This is a genomic window from Chryseobacterium amylolyticum (assembly GCF_051011775.1).
GTDB lineage: Bacteria > Bacteroidota > Bacteroidia > Flavobacteriales > Weeksellaceae > Chryseobacterium.
The window spans coordinates 1-13504 of record NZ_JBPCHX010000010.1 but is presented as its reverse complement, the minus strand read 5'-3'; the positions used below and the strand labels follow the sequence as shown (position 1 = coordinate 13504).

The window sequence follows — 13504 nt, the reverse complement described above, 5'->3', positions numbered from 1 at the left end:
ACGAATGTTATAAAAAAAGCTGCGAAAATTATTCGCAGCTTTTTTATTTCAACAAAGTAAATGTATTTATTCACTCCTATTTTCTCTTCTTCCATCCCAGATTGAAATATAATCAATTCAGAAGCTGGAAACTTCATAAAATATCAGATAATCTCTTACTATTTTTACCCTTACATTTTCAATATCTGTCTTTCTTCCAATGGCAGGGTGATCTGCCAGTAATCTTACATTATATAAGATCAGCTTATTGAGTTGAATACTAAAAGTTTTAGACTTATTTACTTAAAAACAATAATAGTATATGGTGAACTTTCTCCTGTCTTTGGCAAGATCAGTCTGATATGTTCGTTATTCCTGTGGTAATCCACATAGGGTTCTTTGGTAATGATCCTTCCTTTTTCTGTTTCCTTATATCCGGCTGCCAGCATCAGTTTAAGATACTCGTTGTAATTTTTTTTATCTTTAAAAGTAAATTCAATACTGTCTTGTGATTTTTCTTCAGTATATTCAAACTTTCCTATTTTCGAGGTATAGTCCGAGGAATCATATTCTGTTAAAACAAAGCCCAGGCCTTCAGTTCTGTCATAAAATCTGAATTTCAGCTGCTTCATTTCCTTTTTAAACTCATCCATGGTAAGTTGGTTGAAACCTTTAAGCTGTTCTAAGGTGAAGGTCTGAGCAGAGATCTGAATACTGAGTACCATTGAAAATAATAAGAATCCAAAAGTTTTTCTCATTTTTATTTTTATCGCAAATATAACATAACCTTATGAAACCGGCAGTCTGAAATAAAATGTACTTCCGTTATTCAAAGAGCTCTTCACTCCTATTTCTCCATGCTGTTTCTCAATAAAATTCTTTGAGATTGCCAAGCCTAAGCCAGTTCCATTCTGATGTTCTCCGGGAACCTGAAAATAGCGGTCAAAGATCTGGCGGTGGTATTTTTCATCAATCCCGCTTCCGGTATCAATGATGCTGAACTGAATGAAAGAATCCAGTTTCTCAACTACAATCTTAATACTTTCATCTTGAAAAGAGTGCTTTACCGCATTGGTTAAAAAATTATTCATTACCCAGACGGTTTTATCAAAATCAGCAGTCACAGCATCGCTGTCTTCGAGAAGATATTCTGTACTGATGGAAATGTTTTTCTGCTCGGCAAGCTTTTCAACATTCTTTACAGCAGCCTGTACGATTTCTTTTGGAGAACATTTCTCAACAGTCAGTCTGATGTTTCCGGATTCTACCTGGGAAAGATTAAGCAGCTCGCCTGTGATATCCAGTAAGCGCTGTCCGTCTTCATTGATGCTTTTCAGCAGTTCCTGCTGCTGCTCATTCAGCGCTCCGAACTTTTGGTTTCCAAGAAGCTGTACCCCCATTTTGATAGCTGAAATCGGAGTTTTCAGTTCATGGGAAATGGTTGCTATAAAATTGGTTTTGGCAAAATCAAGCTCTTTAAAAGGGGTAATATTTCTTAACAGAATTACCTTTCCGATATATTTTTTTTCTTTTTCACCAGTTTTTACAATATTGATCGGGATGATGTCCTGTTCAAAATAATTTTCTTTGTTATCACGCACAATTTTAATCGGATCTTTTACCGGATGATCTATATTTTTCAATAGTTCACGCATCAGATCGTTATTAACAGCAACTTCATGAGCTGTTTTTCCGATAATTTCTTCTTTGTGAAGATTGGTGATTTTCAAAGCTTCATCATTGATCATATAGATAAAATGATTCTCATCCAGACCAATAACTGCGTCATGCATGTTATTAACCAGGGTTTCAATCCGTTTTTTATCCATCAGCTGTTTGGAAAGTGTGCTGCTTTCGTATTCCTGAAGTTTCTCCGCCATGCTGTTAAAGGAATCTGCAAGACTGTTGAATTCTTCGCTTCCTTTGAAATGAACTCTTTCACTATAGTTTTTATCGGCAATCTGTTTGATACTGAAGGTCAATTGATTGATAGGCTCTGCGATGGTTTGTGGTAAATTGAAAAGCAGAATAAAAGCAATCAGAAAACATACAGTTCCTAAACTTACGATCCAGAAAGTAGCGTTTTCTGCAGTAATAATCGCAATATCACTCTTCCGTTCTATCCCTTTCATATTCAAAGACATAATCTTGGCCAGATCTTCTCGTATCAGCTTTTCTTTATTGGTATCCGGAGCTTTCAGATAACTGTTGAAATGAAGATTCAGGTTTTGCGTAGCTTCTTTTTCTCCAAATTCTGTAAGGTTTTTTTCCTGAAGTTTATTGTTTTTCTGAAAATCTGCTATTGCAACGGTACTGTCTGTACTGATATTATCCAGCGCCAGAAACATATTTTTAGAAAACTCCAGGCTGTTATAATTGGCCGTAAGGATCTTTTCAGTATCGGATTTTAATTTATTGATATATACAGAACCTATCACTGAAAGCAGAACGATCAGCAGAAATAAAAGGCCCACGCCTAAGGTAAGTTTCGTTTTAAGTTTCATTATTTTTATGATAAAATAATAATATCTATCTGTCTTTCATTCAGCCTGTTCATCAGGGTATAGATCCAGCTGTATCCCAGGAGCCGCTGCCAGAACCTTGCATGAGGTTTCCCAATGCAGACCGTTGTGATATTATGGGCAATCACATATTCCAGAATTCCGTTATGAACACTGCTCTCTTTGATACGGACTACTTTGGCACCTAATTCCTGTGCTAAATTAAAATTATTAATCAAATACCGCTGCTTATCCAGAGCAATTTTTTCAGGATTTTCTGAGGGCTTCTGAACATATAAAACCGTCCACGGACTGTTATAATAACTGGCTAATCTTGCTGTTTTGCGGATGATTGTTTTGGCAATTTTTTCATTACTGCTGATACAGGCCAGGAATTTTATAGGTTTAAAATTCTCGGTTTTGATTTCTGTCTCCACTTTTCTTTCTACGTGAGTGGCTACTTCTTTTAAAGCTAACTCACGAAGCTGCAGAATATGCCCGCTTTGGAAGAAATTACTCAGCGCTGTCTGAATTTTTTCTTTTTTATAGATTTTTCCTTCTTTCAGGCGGGTCAGCAGTTCATCAGCCGTAAGGTCAATATTCACCACTTCATCTGCCAGTGCCAGTATCTTATCCGGAACCCGCTCTGCCACTTCTACTCCAGTTATTTTTTTGACCTCTTCATTCAGGCTTTCGATGTGCTGAATATTCATGGCACTGATGACATTGATCCCGTTATCAAGAATTTCCAATACATCCTGCCATCTTTTTTTATTTTTGGAACCTTCTACGTTGGTATGGGCCAGCTCGTCTACTAACACGACTTCAGGATGCTCGTTGATAATGGCCTGAAGATCCATTTCCTCAAGGTTCTTTCCTTTATAAAAAACCGATTTTCTTTCAATTTGCGGAAGACCTTCCACCAGAGCTTCAGTTTCTTCCCTTCCATGGGTTTCGATATAGCCAATCTTTACATCAATGCCATTTCGCAAAAGGGAATGAGCTTCCTGAAGCATACGGAAACTCTTTCCTACCCCTGCACTCATCCCGATATAAATTTTGAATTTTCCTTTGCGGGACTTCTGAATCAGTTCTAAAAAATCTTTTGCTGATGACATTGATTTAATTCTTTTTAATTTTACTTTAAGCACTATTTTCTGTGGCTGAACCGATATTAAAACCAGACCGCTAAACTTGATGTTATGAAGAAATTCCCTTTTCTAAATTCATCATTTTTAGCAAAAATGGCATCTTTTGAAGTTAAACCTCTCGCTTCTGTACGGAAAACAACATTTTTGAATATTGCATAGTCTACATTGAGAGAGTATCCGAAAGTCTGAAATCCGTTAGGTGTTTCAGTACTGATAATCACTCCGTTTTTATCATTGTAGTACTCCAGTCTTCCTGCCAGGGCCCATTTGCTGTCCAACTGATATTTCATCTGAACATTCGGGCTGTACCAGATGTTGTACTGCTCACTTCCTTTTGATTTCTGCTCCGCTCCGATATCAAATCCTAATACCGCAGAAAACTGATCCGTTATCTGGAAACTTCCATACAAATCATGGAAATAACGCATTCTTTTATCCTCTTTTGCTTTATCATTTCCAATAAACGAACTGCTGTTCAGGGTAATTTTATCATTGGGTTTATAGGTTACCTGGTGACCAAAAGAAATACTCTGATTTCCCTCAGCCTTTGCGATACGCTGCCATCCGTTCAATACCAATCCGCTTACCAACCATTTTCCATTATCTGAAGTGTAGGAAATTTTGGCTCCGGTTTCAAAATACGGAGAGTTCTCTGCAGCTAAGCTTCTTGTCAGATTGACATTATCTTTCCCAATAGCACTTTCCCAGCCGATATGGGAAGGCATAATCCCTGCATCAATCCATAAGTTTTTATTTTTTGATATTCTGATTCCTACATTGGCTTCATTCACGTACCGTAATGCATTTTGTTCAGCTGCCATATTATCCTGTGCATACGTGCCGGCCATTAAAGCTATATTGGCACGGATATTCTCACTCTGGTAATTGGCTTTAACCAATCCCAGGTTAAGATTCATTTCATTATGTCTGTTATATGAGTAGAGAAAATTTTGACGCATATGATTTCCGGGTTCATTAAAATCGTAGGTATAAAACAGTTCTGCATACGCGGAAAATGTAACTTTATTTCCTGTTTTCAATGAATCTGATGACTGTGCTTTGGAGAAAAACATTCCCAATACGGCTCCTATAGCTAAATATTTTTTCACTTTTATTAAGGTATGTTAACCATGTCAAGGTTTAAAGCCCTGACATGATTATTTGATTATTAATTTATTATTTTAATTGATCCAAAGCAATATTAAGCTTCAGAACATTCACTTTTGAGGGTCCGAAAAGGCCTAACAGCGGCTTTTCCGTCTGAGTATTAATTAAATTTCTGATCTGTTCCTCGGAAAGGTTTCTCACTTTCGCAATTCTTTTGGCCTGATACAGTGCCCCTTCTTCAGAAATATCCGGATCCAGCCCGCTTCCACTTGCTGTAACAAGCTCTACAGGGACTTTTGTATTCCCCATTTCAGGATTATCCGTTTTCAAAGTATCGATCCTTTTCTGTACAATCTCCAGATATTCTTTGTTACTTGGACCTTTGTTGCTTCCACCGCTTCCTGCTGCATTGTAATTAACGGAAGAAGGACGGCCATGAAAGTATTTCTCAGATTTAAATTCCTGTCCGATATTGGCATAAAGCTTCTGCCCTTTGTCATAAATAACTTCTCCGTTTCCTTTGTTGGGAAGTATTTTAGAACCTCCGTATACTACAGCCAGATAAAGTCCTGTCACCACCAGCATTACAAGCGTTAATCTGAATGCTGAAACAATATGATTTTTCATTTTTAAAATTTTAATAGAATAAACTGATTATCAGATCAATGATTTTGATCCCGATAAATGGAACAATTACCCCGCCCAAACCGTAGATCAAAAGGTTTCTTCTTAACAATGCACTTGCTCCGATCGGCTTATAAGCTACTCCTTTCAGTGCCAGCGGGATCAGGAACGGAATAATCACTGCATTGAAAATAACCGCTGATAATATGGCTGTTTCCGGACTGTGAAGGTTCATAATATTCAGCTTCTGAAGGGAAGGAATAAAAGTGATAAAGAGTGCGGGAATAATCGCAAAATACTTCGCTACATCATTCGCAATACTAAAAGTTGTCAACGTTCCTCTTGTCATCAATAGCTGCTTCCCGATTTCCACAATTTCAATCAGTTTTGTAGGGTCATTATCCAGGTCTACCATGTTTCCGGCTTCTTTAGCGGCTTGAGTTCCACTGTTCATGGCCACACCTACATCTGCCTGAGCCAATGCCGGAGCGTCATTGGTTCCGTCTCCCATCATCGCTACGAGCTTACCTTCCTGCTGTTCTTTTTTGATGTAATTCATCTTGTCTTCAGGTTTGGCTTCGGCAATAAAATCATCTACCCCGGCTTTTTCTGCGATAAATTTTGCGGTCAGAGGATTATCTCCGGTTACCATTACCGTTTTTACACCCATTTTTCTCAGTCTCTGGAAGCGCTCCTGGATTCCGGTTTTGATGATATCCTGAAGCTCAATAACGCCCCACACTTTTTCATTAACGGCAACAACTAAAGGTGTTCCTCCGTTTTCAGAAATTTTAGTTACCGCATCCTGGGTTTCCTGCGGGAAGATGTTGCCGGCTTTTTCAGTCAGTTTTTTTATCGTATCATAAGCTCCTTTACGGATTCTTGTTTCTTCAAAATCAATTCCGGAAGTTCTTGTTTCCGCAGTAAAATCAATATATGTAGGATTGGAAACCAATAAATCTTCGGTTTTTAAAGCACTCAGTTCAATGATTGATTTTCCTTCCGGTGTCTCATCAGCTACAGAACTTAATGCGGAAGCTTTAATGAATTCTTCAATCTGAATTCCATTGGCAGGATGAAACTGGGTTGCTTTTCTGTTTCCAATGGTGATTGTTCCGGTTTTATCAAGCAGCAGAACATCAATATCTCCTGCGGTTTCTACTGCTTTACCGCTTTTGGTAATCACATTCGCTCTCAATGCTCTGTCCATCCCCGCAATCCCGATTGCAGAAAGCAGTCCCCCGATGGTTGTCGGAATAAGACAAACGAAAAGAGATATAAATGCCGCTATGGTAATCGGAGTCTGCGCATAGTCTGCAAAAGGCTTTAAAGTGAGGGTAACAATAATAAATGTAAGCGTGAATCCCGCTAAAAGTATAGTTAGTGCGATTTCGTTTGGTGTCTTTTGTCTTGATGCCCCTTCTACAAGGGCAATCATTTTATCCAGGAAGGATTCTCCCGGTTTTGTGGTTACTTTCACTTTAATTCTGTCTGACAATACTTTTGTACCTCCGGTTACAGAACTTTTGTCTCCTCCAGCTTCACGGATCACAGGTGCACTTTCTCCGGTAATGGCAGACTCATCAATGGTTGCCAGACCTTCAATGATCTCCCCATCCATCGGAATCTGATCTCCGGCTTCACAAAGGAAAATATCACCTAATTTCATTTCAGCAGACATTTTCAGGCTTGTTTCTACCTGGAATCCCGGCTTGTTATCAAGGACTACTCTGGCCGGAGTTTCCTCCCTTGTTTTTCTGAGGGTATCAGCCTGTGCTTTTCCTCTTGCCTCTGCAATAGCTTCTGCAAAGTTGGCAAACAAGACGGTGAAAAATAAAATAATAAATACTAAAAAGTTATAGGAAAAGCTTCCCTGGGTTTTATCACCGGTAAGGCTGAACATGCTTACGATAAACATGACAACGGTTCCGATTTCTACCAGGAACATTACCGGATTTTTAAACATAATTTTCGGGTTCAGTTTTACGAAGGACTGTTTTATCGCTTCGTTGACCAAATCTCTTTGAAATAATGTCTGCGACTGATTTTTCATTTTTTTGAAAGAGTTTATATCATTGTAAATCAATAGTAACCATCAAGGTCTGCCGGATCATAAGGATAGATATGGATAATAGTAAGTGAACGTTTCAGTAAGTGTCAGACCAGCTTCCTTAATGGTTGAATATTGATTTTAATTTTTAATGTTCACATTTATTTTGAGAAGTACTGAATCTGCTCTGCAATAGGCCCTAATGTCAATGCAGGGAAGAAAGACAGTGCTGCAATCAGTAAAATCACCGCCAGGGTCATAAATCCGAAAGTAGCGGTATCTGTTTTCAGTGTTCCTGAACTTTCCGGGATATATTTCTTCTGTGCCAATAATCCTGCGATTGCAACAGGTCCTATAATCGGGATAAATCTTGAGAGTAACAGTACAATTCCCGTTGAGATATTCCACCAAGGGGTATTGTCTCCCAATCCTTCAAATCCGGATCCGTTATTGGCTGCAGAAGAAGTAAACTCGTACAGCATTTCACTGAAACCATGGAAACCTGGGTTATTCAATGTTTTTGTTCCGAATTCCGGCAGATAAGCCGTTAAAGCTGTTCCTGCAAGAATTAAGAAAGGATGAAATAAAGCCACAATCATTGCAATTTTCATTTCTTTGGCTTCAATCTTTTTACCCATAAATTCCGGGGTTCTTCCCACCATCAGACCACTGATGAACACGGCGAGAATGATAAAAATGAAATAGTTAAGAATTCCGACCCCACAGCCGCCATAAAAACAGTTGATCATCATGGCAAGCAGCTCATTCATCCCCGAAAGAGGCATTGTACTGTCATGCATCGCATTCACAGATCCTGTAGAAATTACAGTAGTAGCGATACTCCAGTACCCGGATGCTGCACTTCCGAAACGGATTTCCTTTCCTTCCATAGCTCCTAGCCTGTTATCTGCTCCCATTTGTGTAATCAGAGGATTTCCTCCTGTTTCATTCACAATATTCGGAATGGTAAGCGCCAGAAAACCGACCGTCATTACCGTAAAGATTACCCATGAAAGCTTTCTTTTATTCAGATAAAAACCCAGTGCAAATACCAAGGCAAACGGAATGATCATTTGAGTAACCATTTCTGTCATATTGGTCATATAATTGGGATTTTCAAGCGGGTGTGCTGAATTCGCTCCGAAAAATCCACCTCCATTGGTTCCCAGGTGTTTAATGGCAACAAACGCAGATACTGGACCTCTGGAAACGTCTGCTTTCTGGCCTTCAAGTGTTATAATATGATCTTTCCCTTCAAAAGTCATCGGACTTCCGTTGATAGAAAGGATTAGAGCGACAATTACGCTTATAGGAACCAGGATTCTGATCATCGATTTTGTGAAGAAATCGTAGAAGTTACCCAGTTCCGTACTTGTTTTTTCTTTAAAAGCTTTGAAAAGAACAGCCATTGCCGCCATTCCCGTTGCTGCAGTAACAAACTGTAAAAACATCAGATAAAGCTGGCTCAGATAACTTACCCCTGTTTCTCCTGAGTAATGCTGTAAATTACAGTTAACCAAGAATGAAATGGTCGTATTAAAAGCCAGATCAGGTGACATATTCGGGTTTCCGTCAGGATTTAAAGGAAGCCACGCCTGATTCAGCAAAAGAAGAAAACCAATGATAAACCAGATCAGATTAATCGCCAGCATGGCATACATATTCTGTTTCCAGTTCATCTGGCGGGCAGGATTAATCCCTGAAACTTTATAAATTAACTTTTCAACGGGCTCAAAAACCGGATCCAGAAAAGTTTTTTTGTATCCGTAGACATTAGCTATGTATTTCCCTAAAAATATTCCGATAACTAAAGTAATAGCAAACATTGCTATGATGCCTAATATTTCTGTATTCATGATGGATTAAAATTTTTCAGGTTTTATTAAAACATAACAGATATACACAAAGGCAAGTATTGAGAGGAAAAATAAACTCCACATAATTTATATTCTATCAAAAAATTCAACTGATTTATATAAAAGCCAAAACAACACTGCAAAAAGCAGAATTAAACTTATCAGCATCATATCTTAATTATTAGGGTTAAAAGGGTCAACAATACGTACGATACAATCAGCAGACTAAAAGTCGAATGCTCCCGTTTTTTAAACGTTTTTCTTGAAATTGTCATTTTTAAATATTTTATTCAGAGACTATATGCCAAAAGAAATTCCATTTTAAAAAACAAACATTTAAACAATTGAATTACAATTAATTAAACTCAAAAACCTCCCTGTATAAAAACAGAAAAGCCTATCAAAATGATAGGCTCTTTATTAAAATGATAATCGGTTTATTTTAATCCGTATTCTTCAAGCTTACGGTATAATGTAGCAATACCGATCTCAAGTAACCGGGCTGCTTCCGCTTTATTCCCTTTTGTATACTGTAAGACTTTTTGGATATGTATTTTTTCCAGTGACCGGATACTGAAAGAATCGTTTTCAGGTAATTTCTCCGAATAATGAGGAAGACTGTCTGCATCCAGGATATTGTTATCCATTAAAATCAAACTACGTTCTACCGCATTTCTCAATTCACGTATGTTTCCCTTCCATTCATTTTTCTCCAGTGCTTTATAATAATCCGGAGTTACCTGGATTGAGGATAAGTGAAGCTTATGAGAAAAGAGATCAATAAAATTCTTAGCCAGTGCTTTTAAATCTTCTTTCCGTTCTCTTAATGGCGGAAGTGTGATCTCAAAGACATTTAATCTGAAATAAAGATCCTCTCTGAAATTCCCTTGCTGTATTTCATCTACCAGATCTCTGTTGGTAGCAGCAATTAACCTAAAGTCGGATTTGGAAACTTTCGTTTCTCCCATTTTGATAAATTCCCTGGTTTCTAAAACTCTGAGCAATTTTGCCTGAAGTTCTATTGGCATTTCACCAATTTCATCCAGGAATAAAGTGCCACCATTAGCTTCTTCGATCAATCCCTTTTTATCCTTTATAGCGCCTGTAAAAGCGCCTTGCTTATGACCAAAAAGCTCACTTTCCAGAATCTCTTTACTGAATGCAGAGCAATTGATGGCTACAAAGCTGTTCTTCTTCCTGTCGCTTCCCTCATGAATGGCACTCGCAAAGACTTCCTTTCCTGTTCCGGTTTCTCCGGTAAGAAGTACGGCTGCATCCGTCAGAGCTACCTTTTCTGCCAGCTTTTTAGCCTGTAAAATTAGTGGTGATTTACCTATAATCTGATCAAATCCTTTCGTTGCAGTCTGCTGAACCACTCTCGATTTGTTATCTTTCACCTTATCAAGAGCTTTATACACCAATGGGATTATTTTCTCATTATCATCTCCTTTCACCAGATAGTCATAAGCACCATTCTTCATGGCTTGTACAGCATCCGTAATATTCCCGAATGCCGTCATCAAAATAATCTCAAGCTGCGGATATTTACTTTTAATGGACTTTACCAGTTCTACTCCAAAAGCATCAGGCAGGCGCACATCGCTCAGAACAACATCAAATTCATATTGCTCCAGCATCGTCATTGCCGAACGCGCTGTAGAAGCTTCTTTTACATTAAAATTCTCTTGGGAAAGGATCATTCCTAGCAATTTAAGGAGTTTGATCTCATCATCGATGATCAGAATGTTTCCTGACATTATAATTATTTTAGAAAACCACTACAAACTTATTGAAATTATTTGAGTAAAACAGGGTTATACAAGGAAATAGTTAGCTGATCAGCTTCTAAAGTTTAGGAGCTTTTTCCCGCTATCCATTCCTACTCCTCGCGCCTGCGCTGCCACCCTGAGCGAAGCCGGAGGGTCTCAGCGCTTGCTGCGGGGTAACCATTGCTATCGGGGCTATGATGATGAATGATAAGTTATTAATGATGGGAACCGGGTTCGGGATACGCGTACCGTGGTATGTACGTGCTTCTGGGATTTGGGATGGAAGTAATAAAGAGTTATACACCTTGAGTTATAAGTACTCTCTGTCTCAATGGCCTTACCCCTGTTCCAATTATGTCATTCCGCAGGAATCCAGACTTAGTTATCAGAGCTTCAGGGTCCCAGAGTTGAGTGGTCATAAAGGCTTTGGATGCTTAAGATTTATAATGAACTATAATTTCAAATGTAAAGTGGCTTGCTTAGACTCCTGCGGAGTGACAACGTGAAGGGAATGATAAACGGTAATAGTGACAGCAGTACATCATTTACTGATAAGAGATCAATGATGAATGATGTGACAAGGCTCGGGATACGGGTTCCGAGGTATGGATTTCTGATATCTGGGATGGAAGTAATAAAGAGTTATACACTGTGAGCTATAAATAACCTCTGTTTCAATGGCCTTACCCCTGTTCCACTTGTGTCATTCCGCAGGAATCCAGGCTTAGTTATCAGAGCTTCAGGGTCCCAGAGTTGAGTGGTTATAAAGGCTTTGGATGGTTAAAGATTTATAATGAACTATAATTTCAAATGTAAATGCATTGTTTAGACTCCTGCGGAGTGACAAAAGGAGGGAATGATAAACGGTAATAGTGACAGCAGTACATCATTACTGATAAGAGATCAATGATGTTACAAGACTCGGGATACGGGTTCCGGGGTATAGATTTCTGGGGTTTGGGATGGAACTAATAAAGAGTTATACACCGTGAGTTATAAATAACCTCTGTCTCAATGGTCTTACCCCTGTTCCAATTATGTCATTCCGTAGGAATCCAGGCTTAGTTATCAGAGCTTCAGGGTCCCAGAGTTGAGTGGTCATAAAGGCTCTGAATGGTTAAGATTTATAATGAACTATAATTTCAAATGTAAATCCATTGTTTAGACTCCTGCGGAGTGACAACGTGGAGGGAATGATAAACGGTAATAATAACAGCAGTACATCATTTACTGATAAGAGATCAATGATGAATGATGTTACAAGACCCGGGATACGGGTTCCGAGGTATGGATTTCTGATATCTGGGATGGAACTAATAAAGAGTTATACACTGTGAGCTATAAATAACCTCTGTCTCAATGGTCTTACTCCTGTTCCAGTTGTGTCATTCCGCAGGAATCCAGGCTTAGCTATCAGAGCTTCAGGGTCCCAAAGTTGAGTGGTCAAAGGCTTTGGATGTTGAAGGTTTATAATGAACTATAATTTCAAATGTAAAATGGCTTGTTTAGACTCCTGCGGAGTGACAAGGGGGTATGTGATGAGTGGTAAATGATAAACGATGAATGACAAGTTATTAATGATGGAACCGGGGTTCGGGATACGGGTTCCGGGGTATGGATTTCTGGGATTTGGGATGGAAGCAATAAAGAGTTATGCACCGTGAGTTTAAATAACCTCTGTCTCAATGGTCTTACCCCTGTTCTAGTTGTCTCATTCCGCAGGAATCCAGACTTAGCTATCAGAGCTTCAGGTCCCGAAGTTGAGTGGTTATAAAGGCTTTGAATGAAGGTTTATAATGAACTATAATTTCAAATGTAAAGTGGCTTGTTTAGACTCCTGCGGAGTGACAACGTGGAGGGAATGATAAACGGTAATAATGACAGCAGTACATCATTTACTGATAAGAGATCAATGATGAATGATGTTACAAGACTCGGGATACGGGTTCTGTGGTATGTACGTGCTTCTGAGTTTTAATCCATACCATAAATTATAAAGTTGTAAACCGTGGGTTATAATGCTTCTGTCTCAATGGTCTTACCCTGTTCCAATTATGTCATTCCGCAGGAATCCAGGCTTAGTTATCAGAGCTTCAGGGTCCCAGAGTTGAGTGGTTATAAAGGCTTTGGATGCTTAAGATTTATAATGAACTATAATTTCAAATGTAAAATGGTTTGTTTAGACTCCTGCGGAGTGACAACGTGGGATAAACGATGAATGATAAACGATGAATGATAAACGATGAATGATAAATGATGAATGATAAATAATGAGTGATTGGTGTATCGTTTATCATTCATCAATTATTACTCATTACTCATTACTCATTACTCATAGCTTAAGCCTGTCTTGGGTATAAAGCAAAAAAAATCCTTTATCGTTATGATAAAGGATTTTTAAAAATAAAATAAAAACTGGCGGCGGCCTACTCTCCCGCGTTAGCAGTACCATCGGCGCTGGTGGGCT

10 protein-coding genes are annotated in these 13504 nt (G+C 38.6%); all 10 read right to left on the bottom strand.

Going from position 1 to position 13504, the window contains the following annotated elements; translation table 11 throughout:
- Positions 1 to 117: 117 nt before the first annotated feature.
- Complete coding sequence (locus tag ACR1PO_RS21530; RefSeq protein WP_433988174.1) at positions 118 to 240, bottom strand: type II toxin-antitoxin system RelE/ParE family toxin; 123 nt, start codon at positions 238 to 240, stop codon at positions 118 to 120.
- Positions 241 to 278: 38 nt separating this feature from the next.
- The gene (locus ACR1PO_RS21525; RefSeq protein ID WP_433988124.1) at positions 279 to 737 is read right to left on the bottom strand and encodes a hypothetical protein; all 459 of its coding nucleotides are present in this window, start codon (positions 735 to 737) and stop codon (positions 279 to 281) included.
- A 30-nt stretch (positions 738 to 767) separates the two neighbouring features.
- A complete protein-coding gene (locus ACR1PO_RS21520) occupies positions 768 to 2483 on the bottom strand; it encodes an ATP-binding protein (RefSeq protein ID WP_433988123.1) in 1716 nt (571 codons plus the stop codon).
- Between the two features lie 5 nt (positions 2484 to 2488).
- Positions 2489 to 3598, bottom strand: a complete 1110-nt coding sequence (locus tag ACR1PO_RS21515; protein WP_374465125.1) for a sensor protein KdpD — start codon at positions 3596 to 3598, stop codon at positions 2489 to 2491.
- Positions 3599 to 3654: 56 nt separating this feature from the next.
- Positions 3655 to 4704 (bottom strand): porin, encoded by a 1050-nt coding sequence (locus tag ACR1PO_RS21510; protein WP_433988173.1) that lies wholly within the window; start codon positions 4702 to 4704, stop codon positions 3655 to 3657.
- A gap of 103 nt (positions 4705 to 4807) precedes the next feature.
- Entirely contained in the window at positions 4808 to 5365 is a 558-nt protein-coding gene (gene kdpC / locus ACR1PO_RS21505) for a potassium-transporting ATPase subunit KdpC (RefSeq protein WP_433988122.1), read from the bottom strand.
- A 10-nt stretch (positions 5366 to 5375) separates the two neighbouring features.
- Positions 5376 to 7415: a potassium-transporting ATPase subunit KdpB gene (kdpB, locus tag ACR1PO_RS21500; RefSeq protein ID WP_332386057.1), complete on the bottom strand. Its 2040-nt coding sequence runs from the start codon at positions 7413 to 7415 to the stop codon at positions 5376 to 5378.
- Between the two features lie 158 nt (positions 7416 to 7573).
- Complete coding sequence (kdpA, locus tag ACR1PO_RS21495) at positions 7574 to 9268, bottom strand: potassium-transporting ATPase subunit KdpA (protein ID WP_433988121.1); 1695 nt, start codon at positions 9266 to 9268, stop codon at positions 7574 to 7576.
- A 6-nt stretch (positions 9269 to 9274) separates the two neighbouring features.
- A complete protein-coding gene (locus tag ACR1PO_RS21490; protein WP_077415921.1) occupies positions 9275 to 9352 on the bottom strand; it encodes a potassium-transporting ATPase subunit F in 78 nt (25 codons plus the stop codon).
- A 353-nt stretch (positions 9353 to 9705) separates the two neighbouring features.
- Positions 9706 to 11025: a sigma-54-dependent transcriptional regulator gene (locus ACR1PO_RS21485; RefSeq protein WP_332386059.1), complete on the bottom strand. Its 1320-nt coding sequence runs from the start codon at positions 11023 to 11025 to the stop codon at positions 9706 to 9708.
- Between the last annotated feature and the right edge of the window lie 2479 nt (positions 11026 to 13504).